The sequence below is a fragment of the Halomonas sp. genome, assembly GCF_029263665.1.
Classification (GTDB): Bacteria; Pseudomonadota; Gammaproteobacteria; order Pseudomonadales; family Halomonadaceae; genus Halomonas.
Genome location: NZ_JAJUFQ010000012.1, coordinates 107447 through 130627 on the forward strand (window position 1 = coordinate 107447; position 23181 = coordinate 130627).

Below are 23181 nucleotides of genomic sequence, written 5' to 3' on the forward strand. Positions count from 1 at the left end.
GAAAGGAATCTGGCCATTCGTCGATAGATCCGATAAGCGCTCCAGCTGCTACCCTTTTAAGGCTGCCACTGCCTGGAGGGTGCTCCGATGAGCGACGTCGAACGAGGTCCCGAACGGATTCGCAATATCGCTCTGGCCGGCCAGGCCGGGGTAGGCAAGACGCGATTGGCCGAAGCGTTGCTGGAGGCGGCTGGAGAAAGTGAAACCAGCCAACTGCGCAAGGGCACTCCCCTTGGCGATAGCCAGGCTCAGGAGGCCATGCTCGAACACTCCATCACCGCCACGCCCATGGGGCTCACCTGGGGCGAGGCGCATATCAATCTGATCGATACGCCTGGTTACGCCGACTTTCAGGGCATGGCGCTCTCCATTTTGCCTGCCGTGGAAACGGTGGCCGTGGTCATTGATGCTGAACGTGGTATCGACGTCAGTGCCCGGCGGATGATGCAGTGGCTCGCGGAGCGTGGTCTGTGCCGGCTGATCGTCATCAATCGTATCGATGCCGCTCCCGAGCGCTTGCCGGCATTGCTGGAAAGCCTGCGCGAACAGTTCGGGCCGGAATGCTTGCCTCTCAATCTTCCGGCTCAGGGAGCGAGTCGAGTGGTGGATTGTTTCTTCGCTCCCGATGGCGAGTCGGATTTCGGTTCGGTGGCGGATGTCCACGAGATGCTGGTGGACCAGGTCGTGGAACTGGATGAAGAGCTGATGGCGCTATATCTGGAGCAGGGCGAGGCCCTTGAGCCGGCCCAGCTGCATGATCCTTTCGAGGCCGCCCTGCGCCAGGGCCATCTGGTGCCGATCTGCTTTGTCTCAGCGACCAGCGGCGCCGGGGTCGTGGAACTGCTGAATGTCTTCGAACGCATGATGCCCAATCCGCTGGAGGGCAACCCGCCTCCTTTTTTACGCGCGGAGGTCCAGAAAGAGACAGGGCTCAAGGAAGAGACAGAACTCAAGCAAGAGACCGAGATCAAGCAAGAAACCGAGTTCCTGGCCCAGCCCGATCCCGAGGCCCATGTGCTGGCGCATGTGGTGCGTATCGAACATGACCCTTACCTGGGCAAGGTGGCCTTGTTTCGCGTGCATCAAGGCACTGTTACTCGCGACACTCGGCTATTTGCCGGGGACGCCCGCAAGCCGTTTCGAGTGGGCACGCTATTGCGTTTTCAGGGGCGTCGCCCTCAAGAGGTGGAGCGTTGTGGGCCCGGCGAACTCTGCGCCTTGACCAAGGTGGAGGAAGCTACGCTGGATAGCGTGCTGCATGATTCCCACGATGAAGACCATATCCGCTTGCGCCCGGTGGCTCTGCCGGCTCCAGTATTTGGCCTGGCGATTCAGACCACCCGCCATGGCGATGAGCAGCGCCTCTCCGAAGCTCTGGCCAAACTGGTGGAGGAAGATCCGGGGCTTGAGGTCGCGCGGGATGGCGTGACGCAGGAAACGGTGCTGCGAGGGCTCGGCGAGCTGCACCTGAATACAGCCCTGGAGCGACTTGGCCAGCGTTTCAGGATAGAGGTGACGACCAGCATACCTTCCATTGCTTACCGCGAGACCATCGCCGCGCCTGCAGAAGGACACTGCCGGCACAAGAAGCAGACCGGCGGCGCTGGCCAGTTCGGCGAAGTGTTCCTGAAGGTGGAGCCCCTGTCCCGCGGGGCTGGCTTCGAGTTCAGCGATACCATCCGCGGCGGGGCTATTCCGTCATCGTTGTTGCCGGCGGTGGAGAAAGGCGTGCGTCAGGCCATGGCCAGCGGTGCCCTGGCAGGCTATCCGCTGCAGGACGTACGCGTCACGGTGCTCGATGGCAAGACGCATCCGGTGGACTCCAAGGAAATCGCCTTTGTGATTGCGGGTCGCAAGGCTTTTCTGGATGCCGTGGGCAAGGCCAGCCCTCTGGTGCTGGAGCCTTTGGCAGAACTCGCCGTGGATGCTCCCGGTGGCGCCATGGGCGATCTCACCGCTGATCTCACAACAAGCCGCGGGCGTATTCTCGACACCCGTAGCCTGGGGGACCAGGTCAGCTTCCAGGCTTTGGTACCGCTCGCCGAGGTGCTCGATTATCCGAGCCGCCTCAATGCCATGACCGGCGGAGCCGGCACCTACAGCCTGCGGTTCAGCCACTATGAGCCGGTACCGGAGAGCGTGCAGAAGCGACTGATCAAGGCGTATCGTTCACCTGATGACGAGCAGGATCATTAGATGAGGTATTGCCATGCGCATCACTGTCACGATGGATGACGCCTGATACGAACAGGCGTTGGAAGTGGCCGACCCAGGGCTAGACAATCCGTCGGACCTCTTGCGAGAGGCGTTGAAGACCTATGTGCGTGTACAGGCAGCCCGTCGTCTTGCCGCCCTAGGCGCCGCTGCACCGGACACGCAGGACATACCGCGCCGTCGCGAGTAAGGGGCGTGGGGTTACATAGAGAGGGGCGTGGGGTACATAGAGAGGGACGTGGGGTCATGTAGGGAGGGCTGCCGGGTCAAACAGTAATTCAGAGGTGATCTCCTCAATTCGACACAGGCCGAGTAGACCCAGGTCTCTATGAATTTCCGTTTTCATGATCTGTATGGCGTGTTCGAGAGACGGTTCCCCGCCGATCGTGGAGGCATAGAGAAATGGTCTGCCGATGAAAACGAAATCAGCACCCAGGGCCATGGCCTTGATGACATCTGTCCCTCTCCTTATACCGCCGTCGATCATGACGGGCATATCACCGGCCACCGCTTTTGCCATCGGCAGGGCTCGGATCGCGGAAATGGCGTGATCGAGCTGGCGCCCTCCGTGGTTGGAGAGAATCACACCATCGCAGCCGATATCCCGTGCCAGAGCGACATCTCTGTGTGACAGCAACCCCTTCAGAATGAGCTTGCCTCGCCACTGGCGGCGAATGGTCTGGACATGCTCCCAGTTCAGGTGGTCCTTGCGTCCGAAGTCGCGAGCGACATGCTTCGAGACAATCGGCGCCCCGCGTTGGGCGCTTGAGTTCTCGAAATGCAGCATGCCGCTGTGAAATAGCGTTCTCACGAATGTCGTGAGGACCCAGCGTGGCTTTATGGCGAAGTCCCAGACCATGCGTGGCGTCAGTCTCAAAGGAGTGGAAAATCCAGCACGAAGGTTATTTTCCCGATTGGCAAGAACCGCGGTGTCTGCCGTCAGAACCAGGGTGCGATAACCTGCCTTTTCGACTCGCTCAAGCAATGCATCGATCTTGTCCTCTTCCCCAGGAATGTAGGCTTGAAACCATGCATTCGGGTTGGCTTTTATGATGTCTTCCATCTTGGTGAGAGATGAACCGCTCAAGATATAAGGCATCTTCTCGCGGTAGGCGACCCGGGCCGCAGTATTGTCGCCATCGAAGGCCATCAATGCGCTGATGCCCATCGGTGCAATCCCGAAAGGAACCGACCAGGTTTCATCGAACAGCGGGCTCTCGGTTGTGCGTCCCTCGACACCGCGCAGAACCCTAGGGACAAGCTTCAACTCGCTCAGTGCTGCCTGGTTGTCATGCAAGGATGCCGATGTTTCGGCTGCACCCGCGATGTAGTGAAAGAGTGGACGAGGAAGGCGACGCCGCGCCGCTGATTCGTAGTCATCGAGATTCAATATCATGACATCAATGGCTCCCAGGCTTGCCCCAGCCTGAAGCCATGGGATAGCCGCTTACCGGAAGTTCGGCACGCAGGATCGAGCCTGAGTCCGATTCTGTGATATACAGCGTGCGCCCCTCGGGTCCGCCGAATGCACAGTTCGTCGTGCCTAGTCCCTTGGGTGACTTCACAACGGCGATGGGGATGCCGAGAGCATCGTGCACCCAGACGAGGCCCATGCCGGTTTGACACACGACAACGCCGTTGTCACGCGTCAGGGCCAACCCATCCGGACCTGCACGGCCTCCCGAGAACTGCAGGAACAGCCCGGCTTTGACTACCCGCTGACTTTGCGACAGAGGCAGGCGCCAAACAGCGTTGGCGCGGGTAACGGCGACGTAGAGGGTATGACCGCTGGTATCCAGCACGAGTCCATTGGGGCTGGGAACCTTGTCGATAAGGCATTCCAGGCGGCCGCTGTCAGGCAACCAGCGGTACACGCGGCCGCTGGGGTCATGCAGGCCGGTCTGCCCCTGGTCGGTGAAATAGAGGGCACCGTCGGGACCGAAATGCAGGTCGTTGCATCCCTTGAAGCCTTCGGTGTCCGCGTCTCCCAGAGCCGTTGTCACTTCACCTGTGTCTGGATCGAGCGTCATGATGCCGTTCTGGAAGTCGGCGATGAAAATGCGCCCTTCTGCATCGATCTTCAGACCGTTAGGCTGCCCGTCATACTGGCTGATCAATTCAATATGCCCCTCTGGGGAGGCGCGGAAAATTCTGCCGAAGGGAATGTCGACGAACCAGAGGTTGCCTTCCAGATCGAAAGAGGGGCCTTCGATAAAGCTGTCGACGGTAGCTCCCCGGCGGTTCTTGTCTGCCCAGTATGAAGGCTTGCCTGTGTTGCGCAGGGAATCCGGCAATGCGGTGAAGACCTCTGCCTCGATCAGGATGGGGTCGGGATGAGGAAACGCCATGAATCAACCTCCAGAGGTCAGGTTGGGAAGCCAAAGTGCAATATCAGGAAAAGCGATCAGGAGGACAAGAAAGGTCAGAATGATCGCGAAGAAGGGCAGCACACCCATCACTACGTCTTCGACGCGGGTCCTGGAATCCGAGCTGGCAACGACGAACAGAATAACGCCAAGGGGCGGTGTCAGTTGTCCGAGCTCGACCAGAATGACGACAAAGACACCGAACCAGATGGGATCGATGCCCATGGCCATGAGTGTGGGAAATATGACTGGCACGATGATGGCGATCATGCCCAGTCCTTCCATGAAACATCCCAGGATGGCAAAGACCACTACCAGAATCAGAAGCATGGCGGTCGGCGACAGGCCGGCCTCTGCGACCTGGTCAACCAACGCTTCGCCCACCCCGGAAAGTGCCGATGCGTAAGCGAAGAGCATCGAAATGAATACGATGAACAGCACGTTACCGCTCATCGTCAGAGTGCGGGAAAGCGCGGACTTCAACATGTCGATGTTGAGTCTGCCGTAGAGAGCCGAGATCAGTATTGCTCCAATGACGCCAAGTGCCCCTGCTTCGGTCGGAGTCGCAAGACCGGCATAGATGCTGCCCAGAATGAACACGATCAAGACGGTGAACGGAAAGACATCGAGTGCTGCTCGTAGGTAGTCCCCGAGCTTTCGGTGGCTGGTGTCCTGAGGTGCGAGCCCTGGGTTGGAAAGGGCTCGGGCAATGATGAGGAGACTATAGAAGGCCCCGAGCAGAATGCCTGGTACGAGCCCCGCGGCGAACAGCTTGGCGATGGATGTCTCGGTGAACGTGGCATAGATGATCATGGTGATCGAGGGCGGAATCAGAATGCCCAGCGTGCCACCGGCAGCGAGAGAGCCGGCCACGAAGCGACGGTCATAGCCGCGCGACGTCAGTGACGGCAGAGCAACGGTAGACATCGCTGCTGCCGTTGGTGCGCTGCCGCCAGCGACAGCCGCGAAGACACCACTGCCGACGATATTGGTGTGAAGCAGGCCGCCGGGAAGACGCCGCATGAAAGGGGCGATGCCATTATAGAGACGGCTACTCAAGCCGCTGGCCAGCAGGATTTCCGCCATCAGAATGAACAGCGGGATAGCAGCCAGGGTGAAGCTGTTGGCAGAGCCCCAGCTAACCAGGCCGAGGGCCTTCCAGGCGGAGGTGCCTTCCATCAGCCAGAGGTAGGTCAATGCTGCAGCGCCTACCGCAAACTGGACCCAAAGGCCGCCGATAATCAGGATCAACAAGATGCCGAATGCAATGAGAGCATCCATCAGTCATGCCCTCCGGTGCGCAGTGAGAGGATAGCGCGTTCGATGAGAAAAATGGCGATAAAGCAACTACCAATGGGTAGCACGAGTTGTGGAATCCATAACGGTGTCATCAAGTTGGTCGGTGCGAAATTTCCCCAATTGAACGAGCTGAGGACAAGCTGCAAAGTATTCCAGATAAGTATGCTGCAAACACCCAGGGAAATGATCAGGTAAACGTAGTTCAGATATTTCTGTGCAGCAGAGGGTAGCTTGTTCAATAAAAAGCTAACCTGAAAGAGACGTTTGTCTCGTAATGCCAGGCTGGCCCCGAAAAGGGTCAGAGCCACGACAAGATATCCTGCAATTTCATCCACAACCTTCAATGAATAATTGAAGAAGAATCGAGAGATGATCTCGGCAGATATCAGCGCCACCAGGAGCACCAGGATAAGTCCCGACAAGAAGCGAACACACAGCGCAATGGTATCGAAGATCGATCCGGATGAGCCTGTCTGACTGGCTTTTTTGGAATTGGTCTGACTCATGTGAGGTCTCCCGTTACTTGCCGAGGGTCGTCAAGATATCCTTGAGGGCCTGCTCGTATTCTGGCCCTGCCTCCTTGGCCCACTCATGCCACCAAGGGGCCATCGCCTCTCGGGCTATGCGCATGTCTTCTGGAGAAGCTTCCATGATTTTCATGCCTGCACTGGCTTGGCTCTTTTTCTGTTTTTTTTCATCTGCGATGAAGTCCTGAGTGATCCTCTGGGCTTCCTCGTTGACGATTCGGTCAAGCGCATCGCGGGTGGTATCTGGCAGGTTCTGGTGGGCGGTGTCGTTGGCGATGATGGCACTGAAGGTATAGTTGACGGGGATTCGGTAGTTATAGGGCAGGAACTCGTGCCAGTTCTTGGCGCCGCCCGCACTGGCGGTAATGACCCCATCAATGACGCCTCTTTCCAGAGCGGTTGGAACCTCTGATCCTGACAGCGTGATAGGGGAGCCGCCAAAGGCATCGATAAATGCGCCTTGTTCCGGAGATGTCACGCGAATCTTGTGGTTGGCCAGATCGTCGAGAGAGTTCATCTCGAAGCGGGTAAAGACGACCTGCTGTGGATAGCGGTAGCTGCCGAGATAAGTAATGCCCTGGCGGGAAAATGCACTGTCCAGGTAGGGCTTCATGACGGTATAGGCTTTCTCCCACTCTTCTTCATTGTTGATCAACAGAGGAAGATTGAGGACTCGGGCGATGGGAATATTTCCAGCAAGATAGAGGTCGCCTGCAAAGTCTACGATGCCGTCTCCAACCGCTTGGGTGATATCGGTGGAAGCGATTTGTAGTGTCTTGCCCAGGTGCAGTGTGATGGACAGATCATTGTCCGTCTCTTGCTTGACGCGATCTGCGATCCGCTGCATGCCTTGAACGGCTGCCGTGGTGGAAACGGCCGAGTAGGTATAACCCGTCCAGGTTTCAGCCTGAACCGTGCCTGATATTGCGTTAGTGAAGAGCAGTAAACCTGCAAGCAGGTAGTGCTTGGAGAATTTCACGGCGTGCTCCTGAAAAATGACGATTGGTGTTATGGGTGAATTTCTTTTCTAAATCGCCGTCATTATGTTTGGTTTTTATGTATGACATGTCGCTTGAAAGAGGGCAGATAGTCTTTATTGAAGCCTTGATGGCACGAAAAGTCTGGAGAATCGTGCGATGGATATCGAGATGATGTATCCCTGAACGAGATGTGACGCTGCAATATGTGGCTTGGTTGTACGTGATACCGATGCGACGTGAAACGTGGTCTTGAAGCAACGTCACCATCTCTGAGTGTCTGTTCAGACCATCTCGCATCCTGTGGCCTTGAGTGCTGCATCCACCCAGGTACGATCGTTCTTTCCGGCATGGATCGCAGCCATCTGGTTTTCTTCGGCTGCCTGCTTGGCTTGTGCAGCCTTCAGTACCGTCTCGGCATCGTCGAAGGGAACAGCGAGAACACCGTCGCTATCGCCGAGGATCAGATCTCCCGATTCAATGACCATGCCTCCCAGGTTGATCGGTGTATTGATTTCGCCTGGGCCATTCTTGTAGGGACCCCGGTGTGTCACACCGATCGCGAAGGTAGGAAGGTTCGTTTCACGGAAACCATCCAGATCGCGGAGCGCGCCATTGAGTATGAATCCAGCGATACCTTTCTTGACCGCATACGCCAGCATCAGCTCTCCCATCAGCGCGTTGGTCGTATCGCCACCTGCATCGCAGACAATGACGTCACCGGGCTGTGCCAAGTCGATTGCCTTATGCAGCATCAGGTTGTCGCCAGGGCGACAGCGCACCGTGAGTGCAACGCCGGCAAGGCTGCCATCTCGGTGCATCGGGCGCAGGTTCGGTCCTCCGGCAAAGACACGCGACATGCTGTCGCTGACCACTGCAACAGGCAGTTGAGCGAAGGCGCTGACGAGTTTCTCGTCGACGCGACGTGTGCGTGGAAGGATTCTGTTGCCGACTGTCATGGCTTCACTCCGTAGTTAAGGCTGGTGCTGTAAGTAATGGGGCTGGTATCGCAAAAGGTCTTATTGAGTATTGGGAGCAGAATGGGTCAGGAGGTGGAAAACTCTGTGATGACATTGGCCAATCGAGCCTGTGGCAGGGGCTTTCCGGCAAGGAAGTCCACGATCCCATTCACTGCGAGTACGCCGACGCGGGTTCCGGCTTCTTGGGTAACACCAGCAATGTGTGGAGTGAGAATGACGCGGCTGGATTGCGACAGCGGGTTGATGCCTGAAGGAGGCTCCTGTTCGAAAGTGTCCAGGCCGGCACCGGCAATATGTCCGCTCTCAAGCGCTGCCAAGAGTGCCTTTTCATCGATCAACCCGCCTCGAGACGTATTGATGATATAGCTGCCAGCTGGCATCAGGGCGAGGGTTTCTGCATTGAGCAGATGGGCATTACTTTCGGTCAACGGGCAGTGCAGGCTGAGAATGTCGGACTGGCTCAGCAAGGTTTCGATATCTTCGACATGGCGTGCTCCCAGTGCGCTGATGGCTTCTGACGGGGCATAGGGATCGTAGATCGAGACATCCAGGCCCAAGCCCTGCACCAGTTTCACGACGGATGAGGCGATGGCTCCAGCTCCAATCAGGCCGAGTCGCATGCCGGCGAGTTCGCGACCAAGAAATCCGGCCTTTTCCCAGCGACCTTCCCGCATGCCTGCATCCAGCGGCAGTAGCTGCTTGACCGTTGCAAACATCAGGGCAACGGCATGTTCGGCCACAGAGACGGCATTGCCTCCGGCAGCGCGGATGACCTGAATGCCATGCTGGGTTGCGGCGTTGACGTCGATGTTATCGACACCCGCTCCATGCTTGGAGATGACTTTCAGAGACCGTCCGGCGGCAATGGCTTCAGCACCGAACTGGCCCATGCGGGAGACGATGCCGACCGGATCATGGCGCTCGATATGCTCAATGAGAACGTCTGTCGCAGGGTAGGGGGGGGTGTGACATACGCTGTAGCCTGCCTGTTCGGCAAGCTGGCGGGCTTCATCTGCCAGATAAGGGCCCGTGACAAGTATCGTTGGCTGCTTGCTCAATCCTTGGCTCTCCCTCTTTCTTGCAGCGACATACTGGTAGGTAGGCGCTGGCGTTGATCGTTGTGTTTGTTTAGATTACAGATAATTTTTTTGTATTAAAGCGACTTATACTGTTCTATATGTGAAGAAAAATTTAACGAGGAGAGGGGAGATGGATACACGTCAGTTACGTACTCTGGTCGCGATCTCTGAGTACGGCACTTTTGCCAGAGCCGCTCGCGAGGTGAACCTGACGCCCTCGGCTGTCAGTCAGCAGATCCTGGCATTGGAGCAGGAGTTCGATACGCCGTTGTTCAACCGCGAGACCCGGCCGCCGAGCTTGAATCTTCATGGTCTGCAGCTATTGGAAACGGCCAAGCAGATTCTGAATATGGTCGAGGAGACCCGCCTTTCGTTGAAGGGCAGCAGCATCGCCAGCTCTCTCAGCATCGGCTCGGTGCGCACCAGCACCATCGGTTTGTTGCCGCGAGCCATCGTGGCACTGCGCAAGGAGTATCCCGAGCTGCATGTCGATCTACGTGTCGGGATGTCTTCCGGGCTCCTGAGTGATGTCAACGCAGGGCGCCTGGACCTGGCTATCGTCGCAGAGCATGCCGGGGTTTCCCGCCATCTTTCCTGGGCGCCTTTTCTGCGTGAACCGCTGGTTGTCATCGCACCTCCGGGGACGCCATCAATGCCGACGAGAGAGCTGCTGGAAAGTCTTCCATTCGTCCATTTCGCCTGTGATGTTCCTCTCGCGGCCCTCATCAACAATGAGCTGACCAATCAAGGCATCAAGGTGAAACATATCGCTGAAATAGACACGATTCCTGCCATTGTCGAATGCGTGTCGGCAGGCCTGGGGGCAGCGGTTGTCCCGGATATTGCCGTTCGGGAGAACGGCAGGGATATGTTGAAGCTGCCTTTCGGTAATCCCCAGGTCTTCCGACAGATCGGCACCGTACAGCGCGCCAATTCGGCGAAGACCGAACTGCTGGTGGCGCTGCATAACAAGTTGGCTGAGTTATCCGAAGAGTTTGGCGTATATATTTAAGAAGCATGTACTTTGGCCCACTATTTCCATGCATGACTTTCCCATAATGCTTTCGCAATATCGGATTGCTCTGTGGCTAGTTGCTGGTACTCATCTCCTGTCGTGATGTCGGGCAAGTTACCTTGTTTGGCCAGCTCTTGACGAAAGTCTGGATTCTCCGAGAGTCGCGAGAAAGCCGTCATCAGCTTGGACTTGATGTCCGTGGGAAGATCCGCCGGGGCGACGAATCCTCGGTAGGACCCCATCTCGACGTCGTAGCCTTGTTCCTTGGCTGTAGGAATGTTGCGGGCAAGCGAGGAGCGCTTGTCATCCAGCACGGCGAGAACCCGAAGCTCGTCTTCAAAGCCGATGGTCTGGCTCAATGCCATCGTGCCTGCTGCCACGTGACCACCAAGCAGTGCAGTGCGTGCCATTGAGGCGCCTTCGAATGGAATAAGGTTGAAGTGAACATCTGCGGCGTCTTCCATCAGCAATGCACTGAAGTGATCATTCCCACCCAGTGAAGAGAGCCCGACACTCAGGCCGCTCGAATTTTCCCTTGCAGCCTGCAGCAACTCGTCCAGGGTCTTGTAAGGCGAGTCTTGGCTGACAACGATGGTGTTGGGATCGTGAACGACATTGGCCAGGTAATCGAAGCTTTCCGTGTTGTAGGCAGCATGGCGGTCGTAGGTCAGTGCCAGTGCCGCCGGAAGATTGAAGGTGCCTAGCGTATAGCCATCCGGTTTTGCCGCTGCAACACTGGTGAAACCGATCTGACCACCAGCGCCAGGCTGGTTCTTGATGACGATGCTGGCGTCATCTCCCAGCTCCTGCTGGAGGTGTTTCGCTAGCGTGCGGGCCAGAACATCGGTACCGCCTCCAGCAGAATAACCCACAATGATCTCAATGGGCTTGTCGGGATAATCCGCCATGGCGGAGGTGCTCAATACAGAAAACAGTATGGCGGTGACGGTTCTCTTCAACATGTCATTTCCCTTCTTGATTAACCCTGAAAATCGAGGTCATAGGTTTTGGTAGCGGTTTGCCAGAACAGGTCATCTTTCTCGTCTTGACTGAAACCTTGGGTAAGCCGTTTAAAGGCATTCCACAGCGAGACGTAGGAAAACATGCCCTTGTCGACGGGAAAGTTGCTTTCCAACATGGAACGTTCCGGGCCAAACAGGTCGAGGCAGGTCTCGAAGTAAGGCCGCCAGTCAGCAGCCAGCTTTTGGGAGCTGGGAGGTGTCGGGTTAAGGTGGTAATCGTTGCCAAAGACGGCGAGCCCAAACCCTCCGATCTTGATGCGAGTATTGGGGAGCTGTGCCAGCGGTTTCAGCGCCTCTTGCCATGCCAGGAAATTGGCCCGTGTTCGCTGGCGATATGGCCCGACACCCAGTGGGCCACCGCAATGGTCAATGACAACCACAAGATCAGGGATCGCGCATGCTAGTGCCGCGACCTCGTGCAGCTGTGTCTGATAGGCCCAGATATCGAGAGTCAGGCCCGCCTTCGATACTTCGATGGCACCGCTTTTGAAGGCATCCGAACGGAGCAGGCCATCTGCTGCGGGCCTCGGGTTGGAACGCACGGCGGGATCTGGATGGTAGGCGGTGGTATTGCGAATACCGCGCAGCGTGTCGGGGGCAAGATCGTGGAGCGCATCGAGTATTCCGCGCACGTTCTTCCCCATCATCAAGTCAGCGAAGGCAACAATGCCGATAGGATAGTTCGGTGAATGAGTGCTCCACTGGCTGATGGTCTCTACCTCACCGAGTGGCCGCAGTGGTTCTGGCCCGGAGGTTCTATAGCCGGTTCGGCATTGAACATACAGGCTGGCGCGAACGTCATGTCCCTGGCGGATGTCGGCAAGGAACTCTTCGCTCCCATAACGACTTTCTTCCCGATCCCATAGGTGGTGATGGGCATCCAGAATCATCTGCTCTGGTTCCAGGATCGGCTCTTTGTGGCAAGCCAGCCACGCTTCTCGAATCATGGGATGGGGAGATGCCGGTGACATCGCTTGTGTCCTTGTGGTCGGAATCGACAGTCCTGTTGATGAGGAGCATCAGGCTGGAGAGAGGGTCGTCGGGCTGGCGAGGGGGGTCGGAACGGAAGAAAGAACCATCCCGCTTCCGCGGCGGTGGGTAGCCGCCGCGGAACAGACAGGACTATCCGGCGTCTGGCCGCGCCTTGAGTCGACGTATTCCACGCGAAATCAGAGGCATGAAAACAACGATCAATATCATGGCGATGATGATCTTGGATGCGACACTGGATGCGAGGATGCTCCAGTCCCCTCCACCGATTCGGAGAGCAAGCCTCAGGTTTTGTTCGGCAAAACCGCCAAGGATAAGTCCCAGCACGACAGGCGGCAGCGGGAACTTCAGTTTATCCATGAAGTAGCCGATGAGTCCGAAGCCCATCATCAGATAGACATCGAACATACGCCCGTTGATCGAATAGACGCCGATGAAGATGAGAGCCAGGATGATCGCGCCAAGCAGGGGACGAGGCAGGCGCAGGACCTGGGCAAAGCTGTTCGTGGCCAAGGCTCCGCCCAAGGCAATCAGCAGGATTGCGGCAAACAAGAATTGCCACATGAAGCCAAAGACAATGTCGGGGTTGTCGCGGAACAGCATGGGGCCAGGCTGGAGACCGTGGATGAGCAGCCCTCCGAGCATGACGGCGGCTACCGCGGTTCCTGGAATACCCAAGGTCAGGGCAGGAATGAGTGCCGCGGCAGTGTCTGCGTTATTTGAGGTTTCAGAGGCGGCGACCCCTTCTGGTTCTCCTTTGCCCCAGTCTTGTGGGTTTTTGGAGGCTCGGCGGGCTTCATTGTAGCTGAGGAAGGCGGCCATGGAGCCACCGGCGCCAGGCAGAATGCCCACGAATACGCCGATCACGGAGGAGCGTATCCATGTCTTCCAATATTTCAGCATGCCAGGGATAGCCTGCCAGATGCTGGTGGTGTTCAAGCGACCTGTATTGGCGGTATCCAGGTCGCGAACTTCTTCGAGTAGCGCAACGGCCGGCGGCAGTGCGTAGAGCCCCACCAGCAGTACGACGATGTTGATGCCATCCAGAAGTTCAAGGTGACCGAAGGTGTAGCGGTCATAGCCGGTTATCGTGTCGATACCGATCAGCGAGATAAAGACGCCGAAGGCTGCGCTGATCAATCCTTTGATGACGTCGCCGCCAAGCAGAAAGACAATGGCGGACATGCCGAAGACCGCTACCCAGAAGATTTCCGAAGGGCCGAACAACAGCGTGACCTTGGCCAGGGGAGGTGCCAGTAGCATCAGTACCAGTGCGGAGGCGATACCGCCAAGGGAAGATGACACCACCGCCACTTGAAGCGCGTATCCGCCACGCCCCTGCTGGGCCATGGGGTAGCCATCGAAGCTGGTAGCGACTGCCGCAGGTGTGCCTGGAATGCGCAAGAGTACGGCAGGAATCGACCCTCCATACATGGCGCCGTTATAGATCCCGGCCATCATGCCCAGTGCGACGAGTGGGTCCATGCCGAAAGTGAAGGGGATGAGCACCGAAATCGCCATGGTGGCGCTCAGCCCGGGCAGGGCTCCAACACAGATTCCCGCGATTACGCCAATGACGACAGCGAGTAGATTACCTAGTGATAGCACTGCAGGCAGTGCGTTGATCAGGTTTTCATACATGAAGTATCACCTCTAGCGCAGAAAGAATTCTGTCGGGAGCTCTTGTCCCATCAGCAGAACGAAGATGATGGCGATACTGCCGGTAAAAATGACGTCTGCGAGCAGCAGCCCTCTCACGTTGCGGTAACCGAAGCACCAGGCCACGATGGGGATCATGACCGCGGTCGAGGTGTAGAACCCCAGGTTGGCAACGCAGGCAACATAGACCACGATGGCGGCTGCAATACCCAAGAAGCGGCGGATGTTAGTGAAAACCTGCAGCGGTTCATGAACACCATTGTCACGCTTGAGGCGTACCAGGCAGCGGATGATCAACAGTGCACCCAGCACCATGAGCACCAACAGCATGGTGACCGGTAATAGCGCTGTCATGGGCGGCATGGCGGATGTGCGCAACAAGAGTGCGCCTGCGCCAAGAGTAACGACGGTACCTGCGATCAAGTCTGGATCGAACCTGCGTGAGCGCTTGGCTGGGGCAGTGCTCATCGTTTGAGACCCAGGATTGCTGGTGGCATCCTCAATGGAAGGGCTTGGTTGAGTGTCAGGGATACGTGGTTGGTCGGTCATTGTATTTGTCGGTTTGCTCTTCATGGCCTTCCCCGTCTGAGGGCAGGGGGATGGCGCCCACCCTGCCGATGCGAGTTTTATGGCGATGCGGTTTTCTGGAGTCAGCAAGAGACCTGTCATTTCCAAGGGGTGGTTTCCCAGATTTTCTTGGCCAATACCAATTGCTCGTCATTGAGCGCCTGGAAGTCATCGCCTAGCGTCAGTTCGGTAGGATTGCCCGATTTGCGCATGGCGGCCTGGAAGTCGGGATCTTCGTAAGTCTTCTGGAATGCAGAGAGCAGTTTGGATTTGACGTCCTCAGGGAGGTCGGCCGGTGCGACGAAACCACGCAATGCACCATTGACCAAGTCGTATCCTTGTTCCTTGAAGGTCGGAATATCGTCAGCCATGTCGGAGCGCTCCTGGGAAGCAATGCCCAGAACGTTGAGCTCGTCGCGGAAGTTGACCACTTCGGAAACGTTGATGATTCCCATCGTGACGTGCCCACCCATCAGTGCGCTGCGTGCAGGTGCTGATCCGGAGAAGGGGACGGGGGTATAGTCGGCGCCGGTCACTTCAGATAGCTTCTGCAGGAAGAAGTGGTCGTCTCCGCCGAGGCTCGACATGGCGACCGTCACACCACCGGGTTGATCCTGGGCTGCTTCGACGAGCTGATCCATGGTGGCGATATCGCTGCTTTTCGGGGTGACGATCACATTGGGGTCGTTCACGACATTGGCGAGGTAAGTGAAACTCTCGGTACTGTAATCGGCATTGCGATCGAGCGTTCGTGCCATCGTGCCGGGCAGGTTATAGGTGCCAATGGTATAACCGTCCGGATCGGCATCAGCGACGGCTGTTACGCCGATTTGGCCGCTGGCTCCGGGCATGTTCTTGACGACGATGGAAGTGCCATTCCCTAGATACTTCTCCAGATAGGGAGAAATGGTTCTGGCCATGACATCGGTGCCGCCCCCTGCAGCAAACCCGACGATCATGTCGACTTTCTTTTCCGGGTAGTCTGCCATCGCGCTACCTGTCGTAGCGCATGTCACAATAAGTGCAGCACTGACTGCAATAGATTTGAAGCTCATGTCGTGCCCCTGGTTCTAGGAAAGTTTCACTAGTTAAAGGCACAAAAAAGCTTCACCAAAGCGAATAATTCTGCACTGTTTGGTAAGTTTTATTTCACTAAAGCGATATCCCTGCTGCGGTCATACCTTGGTATAAAAAATGCCGGGCCCTCATATTTTATCTTTGTAAATATGTCAATAAGACCAATGAAAGGGTGAATGCAAGGGCTGAGTTCAACACGGCCGCTGGATCTATCGCAGTCACAGGGTCTCCCCAGCCTCCACTCAGAGGCTGGGGAAGAAATGCTGTTCTTCAGATCGCCAATGCGGCTCTCTTCAAGAAGTAGCCAACGCGGCACTACGCCGAGTGGCGAGGCTGACACCGATATAGCAGGCGGCAGAGGCGAGGCAGCCGTAGAGTGGGCCCTGGACCCAGCCGAGATCCGTGCCCAGCAACAGGTAGGCGCTGACGCCAAAGCCAGCGGCGATGGAGGCGAAGGCGCCGGTGCTGTTGCCCTGCCAGAAGGTCGAACACAGGGTGACGCCGAACAGGGAAGCCATCAGGGTGCCGTTGCCGAGGATGCCCAGCCACAGGATCATCACCGGTGGCAGATAGGCCATGCCGATGAAGGCGCAGATGCCGACAATCAACACCATCAGGCGGTTGAAGGTCATGGTGGTGGTGAAGCCTTCGTGTCGACCCAGGGCGGAACGCAGGTCGTAGGACAGCGCGGTCGATACGGTATGCATCAGCGAGTTGGCCGTCGACTTCATGGCAAACAGGATGAACAGCGTGATCACGCTCGACATCAAGGGGCCGACACCGTGTTCGAGGAAGGTCGGCATGGCCAGGTCGGCTGTGGCCAGGTCGGGGAAATAGGCCTTGGCATACAGCCCCGCCAGGGGTGTGAAGTTGAGCAGCAAACCCAGCACGGTGACCCAGATGCCCACCCGCGCCATGCTCACGTCCTTCTTGATGGCCAGGAAGCGTACCGACATGAAGGGCAGGGCAGCGGCCCACAGGAAGGCATAGGGCAACAGCAGAAACGCGGAGGCCGGGCTGTCGCCATAGGGCGCGCCAGTGGTGGGATTGGCAAATTCAGGATCGATGACGTTGAGCTTGCCGATCAGTTCGCCAAGCCCGATTTCGACGAACACCACATAAGCGATGATGCAGGAGCCCAGCACCATGCCCAGGACCATGACGGCATCGGTCCAGGCCACGGCACGCAGGCCGCCGAACATGGTGTAGCCGATGACCAGCAGCGTGATCAGCAAGGCTCCCATGACCGGTGATACCCCGAGCCATCCCGATACCAGCAGGCCGATGGCCTTGATCTGGGATACCAGAAATACCCCCAGTAGCAACAGAATGATCAGCGCCACGATGCCTTGCAACCAGCGTCCTGCCTGTCCGGAGGAATGCGTCTGGGCGATGTACTCGGGGATCGTCCGGCTGCCCAGCGTAGCGGCCTTGCGGCGCAGGTAGTTGGCGAAGAACAGCGTGGCAATCAGGAAGGCCGGGGTATAGAAGGTGTTCGAGAACAGCTCGAGCGAGCCGTATTCATAGGCCACCCCGGGGGAGCCGATGAACACGAAGCCACTGTAGCCGGTAGCGACCAGGGTGGCTGCCGCGACGAAAGGGCCGAGAGAGTTGTTGGCCACCAGGAAACCGGATTCCTCCTTGTCTCCCGCGGCACGCATGGAATAGAGCGACAGGGCAATCAGCAGCGCGGCTGAAACCCCCAGCAGTAGCCAGTTCAACATCAGAGGGCTCCTTGAAACAGGGTTGTCGTTGTTGTGATGGATGGCTGTGATGAATTGCTGTGATGAATCAACTGCGCCGTTCGAGCAGCAGGGCCGCGACGGCCAGGCCCAGCGTGATGGCGGAAGCGATAGCGAATGCGAGGAAAGTCCAGGATTCCATGTCATCTCCTGTTGGTTGATGGTGGGCATGGGGCACGCCCGTCCCGTACCGCATGGCAGGCACGCAGCGGATAGGGAGCAGCATTATTGAAATGTGTCTGTGATTGGCAGTGCCGAGCAGCGCAAGCCTGAGTGCAGCTTGTGCCTGACAAGAGATGCCTAGTAAAAGAGATAGCTCGTCATGGGGAAGGGTCTCCGTTGTTGTAGGTGTTGTTGTAGGTGCTGCGAGAATTACGATAGCCCCAGGGCCTTGGTTAACTAAAATATTATTATTCGAACAGCATCCTCAGTTTTTTCTATGCAAGGGCGGTGCCAGGCAAGACAGCGCTGCCAGCCCTCCATTAGCTCTCCATCAACCCACCAGCAGTGAGCCGGTCGTCAAGCATTGCCGGGCTTCAGCACTTTCCAGAGCCGTGATAAGGCGCGCCAGAAAGGCGTCGCAACGGGCCAACTGGTCGCGGGTCACGAACTCGTCGGGTTGGTGCCCCTGGGCCATGCTGCCGGGACCGCAGACCAGGGTGGGAATGCCCAGTTCGCGCTGGAAAAGTCCGCCTTCCGTGCCATAGCCGATGCGCTCGCGGGTGCGATCGTCGAGCAGTGCCAGAATGAACGCCACCAGGGCATCATCGTCGGCCATCGACAAGTCGGGATAATCACTGAGCCGCTCCAGGCGGATGCTGGTGTCGGCATGTACCCGGCGCATCTCGCTTTGCCACTCTGCCACCAGGTTCATCAGTTCCTCTAGCATGGCCTCGGGATCATCTTCGGGAACATTGCGAATTTCGAGGTCGAGCTGGCAATCCTGGGGCACGATGTTCAAGGCTGCACCACCTTGGATCGTACCGACTTGAAGCGTGGTGTGGGGAATAGCGAAGCGCTCGTCGAAGGGGCCTAGCCTGGCCTTCTCAGTGGCCTTGTCCTCGACCCAGGCCACCAGCCGGGCGGCAGCATGAATGGCGTTGACCCCTTCCGGTGCCATGCCGGAATGGCAAGCCTTGCCACGTACATGCAGGCGTACCGCCAGCTTGCCCTTGTGCGCGGTGGCCAGGCGCATGGATGTCGGCTCGCCAACCACGCAGGCCACCGGCTGCTGCGGATAGCGGGCCAGGTCGGCGATCAGGCTGCGTACGCCCAGGCAGCCGACTTCCTCGTCGTGGGAAAACGCCAGATGGATGGGCACGGCAAGATCGGCCTTGACCATCGCCGGCACGGCGGCCAGCACGGCAGCGAGAAAGCCCTTCATGTCGGCGGTGCCGCGTCCATACAGGCGCTCGCCCTCGGCGGTCAGCTGAAAGGGCTCGAACTGCCATGCCTGGCCGGTGACCGGCACGGTATCGGTATGCCCGGAAAGCATCACACCAGAGCGATCTACCGGGCCGATGGTGGCATAGAGGTTGGCCTTGCCCCCTGTTGCATTGAGCACGCGACGAGAACTCACTCCATGACGCGTCAGGTAGCTCTCGATGAACGCGATGAGCGGTAGGTTGGAACGATGGCTGGTGGTATCGAATGCCACCAATTCAGCGAGCAAATCGACGGTAGATGCTTGCGACATGAGGAATCCGGCTCTGTTGAAAATGAGTGGGTCTGTCCGTGTGATGTGGGCGCTGATACGCTCGGCGCAGGCACTTTCGCTCAGAACCTAGCGCTGATCGCCCGGCACACCATAGGACGGCGACTGGTCCGGCTGTATTGCCCGGCACACATAGGCGTCGCGCTGGGGCAGATAGTTTTCCCAGATCATGCGCAATTCGCTCAAGGGGGCGATATGCCAGTCGACCCGCAGGTCGACCACTGGCCAACTGGCCTGATCGGTGACCTTCAGCCCTGCCGAGTAGACGGGCCCCATTTCCCCCCCGGCGGCCAGCCCGGCATCCATGGCCGCCAGCAAGCGTTCGGCGAGTTCACCCGTGTGGGCTTCGAAGGCCGCGACCATGGCGCTGATCACCTTGCTGTCTGCCAGCATATTGCCGCCGGCCACGCAGTCGCGACCCTGGCGGGTGGCATGGATACCCAGCGTCTCTGTACCGCTGTGCATGGCACTGCGGCCCTGGCCATCGAGCACCTGCAACTGGCGCCACTCCGGGTACTGTTCGCTTTCGATGAGGCGGGCCAGCACCTGTTCGGCGTCCAGCCCTTCCTGAAGCAGTTGCACGCCAAGCAGGCCCAGCGCTGGATTGGTGACGTTCTGGGTCAGGACGACACCCCTGCCAGGCGCAATGAAGGGGCAACGGCTGGCCACGCAAATGCTCGAAGAGCTGATAGCGGTGCCGAACTGTCCGGTGTCGCGGCAGAAGCCGGCAATGGAAAAGGTCATAGCGCACTCTCCTGGTCGGGGATGACAGCGATCACGTCGATTTCCATCAGCCACTCGGGCTGGGCGAGCCCAGCGACCACCAGTCCTGTGGAGATCGGGAAGACACCCTTGAGCCACTTGCCCACTTCGCGGTAGACCGGCTCGCGAAAGCGCGGGTCGGTGATATAGGTGGTGGTCTTGACGATATGGCTCAGCTCGGAACCGGCTTCTTCGAGCAGTTGCTTGACGTTCTTCATGGCTTGCTCGGCCTGGGCGGCAGGGTCGCCAAGGCCAACTAGACGTCCCTCGAAATCAGTCCCGACCTGGCCGCGTACATAGAGGGTATTGCCCGCGCGAACGGCTTGGCACAAGTCGTTATCCAATGACTGATTCGGATACGTTTCCTTGGTATTGAACATGCGGATACGGGTATGCGTCGGCATCGACTTGGCCTCGATCAGTTGGCAGCTTGAACTTGCGGGTCCTGAGCCTGAGAGGCTCGAACGGGGGAGTCCTGGACGTCTTTTGAATTCTGAGCTTGTGAATTCTGAGCTTGTGAATTCTGAACTCGTGAATGCTGGGCCTGCGCGCTGTCGTGGTAGACGAAGTACTGGCGCTGCGTGGCGATGTGGTCGGCGATGAACTTAGCATCGTGCCACACCCCCCAGATGAAGCTGGAGCCACGCCGCGACAGCCAGGGCAGGCCAACGAAATAGACACCGGGCTCCGTGGACACGCCGCGCTGATGGCGTGGCTTGCCGTTGGCATCGAAGGCATCGACCTGCAGCCAGCTGTAGTCCACGGCAAAGCCGGTGGCCCAGATGATCGCAGTGATGCCGGCTTCGGCCAGGTCGAGCTGCTGCAGCGGATGGGTTACGCATTGCGGGTCCGGCAGGGTGGCACGGGCTTCCGGCTCTTCCGGGAGATCGAGGCCATTGCGGGCAATGTAGTCATCGGCGGCATCCAGCAGCGACAGATAGTTGTCATCACCGCGTGCCAGGTTCTCGGCCAGGTCCTGCTCGAAGGTCACTGTGCCATTGTTGAAAGCCTGCGTGCGCCCGACCAGGGTGATGCCCTGATAGGCAAGGCGGCGGAAGTCGATGGTCTGGCCGCCACGCGCGCCACTGACTGCGATGGTGACGTGCTCCGTGCCTGGCTTCATGGCGGCGGCGTCCCATTCACCAAGCACTCCCAGCCACCAGCAGAAGTCACGGTTGCGGTAGGCACGGGGAGGGCGGTCGTGGGGCCCCACCGACAGATAGACCGACTTGCCGGAACGTTGCAGCTCATCAGCAATCTGCACGCCTGATGAGCCTGCTCCAACCACCAGCACCGCTCCCTCGGGAAGCTGTTGCGGGTTGCGGTATGCGCTGGAATGCAGCTGTGTGATGGACGCGTCGTCCGGTGCGATCGGCGGAATGATCGGACGCTGGAAAGGTCCCGTAGCGGCGACGACACGCTGGGCCTCGATCAACCCTTCGGAAGTCGCAATGGTGAAGCCTGGCCGGCCTTCATTGCGTTCGACCTTGTGGACTTCCACGCCTGTGCGAATGGGCGCATTGATCTTGCGCGCATAGGCTTCGAAGTACTCGGCCACCTGTTCCTTGGTGGCAAAGGCATCGCGGGAAATATCGGCAAATTCCATACCGGGAAAACGGTCGTGCCAGGCCGGGCCGTTGGCCACCAGCGAATCCCAGCGCGCGGTACGCCAGCGCTCGGCGATCCGCTCACGTTCCAGCACGAGATGAGGCACCCCGAGATTGCTCAGGTGTTCGCTCATGGCCACTCCTGCCTGACCGGCACCGACAACGAGCGTATCTATCTGGGTTGTCTTCTCCGTCATATTCCGTCCTCCAGTGGGCTGTTGTTATAAATAAACGTTATAAATAAACGTTATGAACCGTCTTTGTGAATCGACGTTATGAACTGGCGTTGTGCGAGTAGCTTAGGAGGACGCCATGCTTAGTTAAAATATAGTTATTCGTGGCTTTGGATCGGTTTTTTCTATGTAATGGGCTTTCGACATCGAACCCGACATCTTGATGGTGGTACTCATGTTTCACTTCACGCTAAAGCAGTTGCGCTACTTCACGGTGGCCGGTGAACTGTCCAGCGTTACCCTGGCTTCCAGGAAGCTGCATGTGTCACAACCTTCCATCTCTGCGGCCATTCAGCAGATCGAAGAAACCACCGGGCTGCAGCTTTTCGTGCGCCATCATGCCCAGGGTCTGTCGTTGACCCCGAGCGGAAAACAGCTGCTGGTGCGGGCCAAGCAACTACTGCGGGAGGCAGAAGGCCTGGAGCAGTTTGCGGTATCTCTGAGCGAGGACATTGCCGGCGAGCTGCGTCTGGTGGCCTTTCCGACTTTCGCACCGGTGTTCCTGCCCCAGTTGCTGCGGCGCTATGCCGATGCTTACCCGGCGGTCAGCCTGCTGTGTCACGAAGAAACCCAGGTGGATATCGTCAAGGGGCTCAATCAGGGGGAGTTCGAACTGGCATTCACCTATGACCTGCAGATTCCGGTCAATATCGACTTCACGCCGCTGCATTGCTTTCCTGCCTATGCCGTGGTCGCTGAGGACCATCCCCTGAGTGGAAGAGGGCAAGTGAAGCTCGCCGAACTGGTCGAATATCCCATGGTGCTGCTGGATTGGCCGCAGAGCCGCGAGTATTTTCTGTCGATTTTCGAAACCCTTGAGCTGAAGCCCCAGGTGGCTTATCGCGCCAAGTCACTGGACATGATTCGCGGGCTGGTGGCGAATGGCTTTGGGTTTTCCCTGTTCAATACGCCCCTGACGACTGACAAGGCCTTCGATGGCCGACGCCTCACCGCCTTGCAGCTAGAGGATGACGTGCGTCCCTTGTCCATGGGATTAGCTTGCCTGAAAGGGCTGCGCCTGAGCCCCGCCGCCGAAGCGCTGCGTGACCTTGCATTAGGTAGCGACGTGACGGCCGCGGTACTGGGACACAAAGGCAGCAAGAAGCGGTAAGCCATAGAAGCGGTAAGTGGTAGAAGCTGTAAGCCGTAAGCTAAAAGCTAAAAGCTAAAAGCGAAGGAGTCTTTACACGGCTCTGCGAAGTTTTTTGAATCATTGGCTTACGGCTTACGGCTTACGGCTTACGGCTTACGGCTTACGGCTTACGGCTTACGGCTTACGGCTTACGGCTTACGGCTTACGGCTTACGGCTTACGGCTTACGGCTTACGGCTTACGGCTTACGGCTTACGGC

At 58.0% G+C, this 23181-nt stretch carries 21 protein-coding genes; 4 read left to right on the forward strand and 17 right to left on the reverse strand.

Annotation, left to right across the window (positions count from 1 at the left end; all coding sequences use genetic code 11):
- Positions 1-87 precede the first annotated feature (87 nt).
- Together fusA and Q1K07_RS13300 are read left to right on the forward strand one after the other, a co-directional pair.
- Positions 88-2196 carry an elongation factor G gene (gene fusA / locus Q1K07_RS13295; RefSeq protein ID WP_300311597.1) on the forward strand — a complete coding sequence of 703 codons (2109 nt, stop codon included), beginning with the start codon at positions 88-90 and terminating at the stop codon, positions 2194-2196.
- A gap of 58 nt (positions 2197-2254) precedes the next feature.
- Positions 2255-2404, forward strand: a complete 150-nt coding sequence (locus Q1K07_RS13300) for a type II toxin-antitoxin system VapB family antitoxin (protein ID WP_300311599.1) — start codon at positions 2255-2257, stop codon at positions 2402-2404.
- 54 nt (positions 2405-2458) lie between these two features.
- On the opposite strand, the gene Q1K07_RS13305 is transcribed toward Q1K07_RS13300, so the two are convergent.
- From Q1K07_RS13305 to Q1K07_RS13335, 7 genes are all read right to left on the reverse strand, one after another.
- Positions 2459-3610: an alpha-hydroxy acid oxidase gene (locus Q1K07_RS13305; RefSeq protein ID WP_300311601.1), complete on the reverse strand. Its 1152-nt coding sequence runs from the start codon at positions 3608-3610 to the stop codon at positions 2459-2461.
- Positions 3611-3614: 4 nt separating this feature from the next.
- Entirely contained in the window at positions 3615-4562 is a 948-nt protein-coding gene (locus tag Q1K07_RS13310) for an SMP-30/gluconolactonase/LRE family protein (RefSeq protein ID WP_300311604.1), read from the reverse strand.
- A 3-nt stretch (positions 4563-4565) separates the two neighbouring features.
- Positions 4566-5861: a TRAP transporter large permease gene (locus tag Q1K07_RS13315; RefSeq protein WP_300311606.1), complete on the reverse strand. Its 1296-nt coding sequence runs from the start codon at positions 5859-5861 to the stop codon at positions 4566-4568.
- A complete protein-coding gene (locus Q1K07_RS13320) occupies positions 5861-6385 on the reverse strand; it encodes a TRAP transporter small permease (protein ID WP_300311608.1) in 525 nt (174 codons plus the stop codon). Before Q1K07_RS13320 ends, Q1K07_RS13315 begins: the two co-directional genes overlap by 1 nt.
- A 13-nt stretch (positions 6386-6398) precedes the next feature.
- On the reverse strand, positions 6399-7385 hold the full coding sequence (gene dctP / locus Q1K07_RS13325) for a TRAP transporter substrate-binding protein DctP (protein WP_300311610.1): 987 nt from the start codon (positions 7383-7385) through the stop codon (positions 6399-6401).
- Positions 7386-7667: 282 nt separating this feature from the next.
- Entirely contained in the window at positions 7668-8342 is a 675-nt protein-coding gene (locus Q1K07_RS13330; protein ID WP_300311612.1) for an RraA family protein, read from the reverse strand.
- Between the two features lie 86 nt (positions 8343-8428).
- Complete coding sequence (locus Q1K07_RS13335; RefSeq protein WP_300311614.1) at positions 8429-9421, reverse strand: hydroxyacid dehydrogenase; 993 nt, start codon at positions 9419-9421, stop codon at positions 8429-8431.
- Positions 9422-9572: 151 nt separating this feature from the next.
- On the opposite strand from Q1K07_RS13335, the gene Q1K07_RS13340 reads away from it, so the two are divergent.
- Positions 9573-10454 (forward strand): LysR family transcriptional regulator, encoded by an 882-nt coding sequence (locus tag Q1K07_RS13340; protein WP_300311616.1) that lies wholly within the window; start codon positions 9573-9575, stop codon positions 10452-10454.
- 20 nt (positions 10455-10474) lie between these two features.
- Here the strand turns inward: Q1K07_RS13340 and Q1K07_RS13345 are convergent, their stop codons facing one another.
- The 10 genes from Q1K07_RS13345 to Q1K07_RS13390 form a co-directional block, all read right to left on the reverse strand.
- The gene (locus tag Q1K07_RS13345) at positions 10475-11419 is read right to left on the reverse strand and encodes a tripartite tricarboxylate transporter substrate binding protein (RefSeq protein ID WP_300311619.1); all 945 of its coding nucleotides are present in this window, start codon (positions 11417-11419) and stop codon (positions 10475-10477) included.
- Between the two features lie 17 nt (positions 11420-11436).
- Positions 11437-12450, reverse strand: coding sequence for an amidohydrolase family protein (locus tag Q1K07_RS13350; protein WP_300311621.1), 1014 nt, complete (start codon positions 12448-12450; stop codon positions 11437-11439).
- Positions 12451-12601: 151 nt separating this feature from the next.
- A complete protein-coding gene (locus Q1K07_RS13355) occupies positions 12602-14110 on the reverse strand; it encodes a tripartite tricarboxylate transporter permease (RefSeq protein WP_300311623.1) in 1509 nt (502 codons plus the stop codon).
- Positions 14111-14122: 12 nt separating this feature from the next.
- Positions 14123-14596: a tripartite tricarboxylate transporter TctB family protein gene (locus Q1K07_RS13360; protein WP_300311625.1), complete on the reverse strand. Its 474-nt coding sequence runs from the start codon at positions 14594-14596 to the stop codon at positions 14123-14125.
- Between the two features lie 197 nt (positions 14597-14793).
- The gene (locus Q1K07_RS13365; RefSeq protein ID WP_300311627.1) at positions 14794-15750 is read right to left on the reverse strand and encodes a tripartite tricarboxylate transporter substrate binding protein; all 957 of its coding nucleotides are present in this window, start codon (positions 15748-15750) and stop codon (positions 14794-14796) included.
- 315 nt (positions 15751-16065) lie between these two features.
- A complete protein-coding gene (locus Q1K07_RS13370) occupies positions 16066-17496 on the reverse strand; it encodes a sodium:solute symporter (protein WP_300311628.1) in 1431 nt (476 codons plus the stop codon).
- A gap of 511 nt (positions 17497-18007) precedes the next feature.
- Positions 18008-19210, reverse strand: coding sequence for an acetylornithine deacetylase (gene argE / locus Q1K07_RS13375; RefSeq protein WP_300311630.1), 1203 nt, complete (start codon positions 19208-19210; stop codon positions 18008-18010).
- A gap of 87 nt (positions 19211-19297) precedes the next feature.
- Positions 19298-19972 carry a DUF1028 domain-containing protein gene (locus Q1K07_RS13380; protein WP_149285749.1) on the reverse strand — a complete coding sequence of 225 codons (675 nt, stop codon included), beginning with the start codon at positions 19970-19972 and terminating at the stop codon, positions 19298-19300.
- Positions 19969-20394: a RidA family protein gene (locus Q1K07_RS13385; protein WP_149285748.1), complete on the reverse strand. Its 426-nt coding sequence runs from the start codon at positions 20392-20394 to the stop codon at positions 19969-19971. The genes Q1K07_RS13380 and Q1K07_RS13385 overlap by 4 nt, the downstream gene beginning before the upstream one ends.
- 14 nt (positions 20395-20408) lie before the next feature.
- Positions 20409-21794, reverse strand: a complete 1386-nt coding sequence (locus Q1K07_RS13390; RefSeq protein ID WP_300311633.1) for an NAD(P)/FAD-dependent oxidoreductase — start codon at positions 21792-21794, stop codon at positions 20409-20411.
- Between the two features lie 211 nt (positions 21795-22005).
- On the opposite strand from Q1K07_RS13390, the gene Q1K07_RS13395 reads away from it, so the two are divergent.
- Positions 22006-22941 carry a LysR family transcriptional regulator gene (locus Q1K07_RS13395; protein ID WP_300311634.1) on the forward strand — a complete coding sequence of 312 codons (936 nt, stop codon included), beginning with the start codon at positions 22006-22008 and terminating at the stop codon, positions 22939-22941.
- Positions 22942-23181 lie beyond the last annotated feature (240 nt).

Bases quoted from the DNA above. Each gene is read 5' to 3' on its own strand.
- Q1K07_RS13345 (WP_300311619.1), bottom strand. From the start codon at position 11,419: ATGTTGAAGAGAACCGTCACCGCCATACTGTTTTCTGTATTGAGCACC.
- Q1K07_RS13370 (WP_300311628.1), bottom strand. From the start codon at position 17,496: ATGTTGAACTGGCTACTGCTGGGGGTTTCAGCCGCGCTGCTGATTGCC.
- Q1K07_RS13330 (WP_300311612.1), bottom strand. From the start codon at position 8,342: ATGACAGTCGGCAACAGAATCCTTCCACGCACACGTCGCGTCGACGAG.
- Q1K07_RS13350 (WP_300311621.1), bottom strand. From the start codon at position 12,450: ATGTCACCGGCATCTCCCCATCCCATGATTCGAGAAGCGTGGCTGGCT.
- Q1K07_RS13395 (WP_300311634.1), top strand. From the start codon at position 22,006: ATGTTTCACTTCACGCTAAAGCAGTTGCGCTACTTCACGGTGGCCGGT.
- Q1K07_RS13380 (WP_149285749.1), bottom strand. From the start codon at position 19,972: ATGACCTTTTCCATTGCCGGCTTCTGCCGCGACACCGGACAGTTCGGC.
- argE (WP_300311630.1), bottom strand. From the start codon at position 19,210: ATGTCGCAAGCATCTACCGTCGATTTGCTCGCTGAATTGGTGGCATTC.
- Q1K07_RS13385 (WP_149285748.1), bottom strand. From the start codon at position 20,394: ATGCCGACGCATACCCGTATCCGCATGTTCAATACCAAGGAAACGTAT.
- Q1K07_RS13360 (WP_300311625.1), bottom strand. From the start codon at position 14,596: ATGAGCACTGCCCCAGCCAAGCGCTCACGCAGGTTCGATCCAGACTTG.
- Q1K07_RS13390 (WP_300311633.1), bottom strand. From the start codon at position 21,794: ATGACGGAGAAGACAACCCAGATAGATACGCTCGTTGTCGGTGCCGGT.
- Q1K07_RS13365 (WP_300311627.1), bottom strand. From the start codon at position 15,750: ATGAGCTTCAAATCTATTGCAGTCAGTGCTGCACTTATTGTGACATGC.
- Q1K07_RS13340 (WP_300311616.1), top strand. From the start codon at position 9,573: ATGGATACACGTCAGTTACGTACTCTGGTCGCGATCTCTGAGTACGGC.
- Q1K07_RS13315 (WP_300311606.1), bottom strand. From the start codon at position 5,861: ATGGATGCTCTCATTGCATTCGGCATCTTGTTGATCCTGATTATCGGC.
- Q1K07_RS13355 (WP_300311623.1), bottom strand. From the start codon at position 14,110: ATGTATGAAAACCTGATCAACGCACTGCCTGCAGTGCTATCACTAGGT.
- Q1K07_RS13310 (WP_300311604.1), bottom strand. From the start codon at position 4,562: ATGGCGTTTCCTCATCCCGACCCCATCCTGATCGAGGCAGAGGTCTTC.
- Q1K07_RS13320 (WP_300311608.1), bottom strand. From the start codon at position 6,385: ATGAGTCAGACCAATTCCAAAAAAGCCAGTCAGACAGGCTCATCCGGA.
- Q1K07_RS13305 (WP_300311601.1), bottom strand. From the start codon at position 3,610: ATGATATTGAATCTCGATGACTACGAATCAGCGGCGCGGCGTCGCCTT.
- fusA (WP_300311597.1), top strand. From the start codon at position 88: ATGAGCGACGTCGAACGAGGTCCCGAACGGATTCGCAATATCGCTCTG.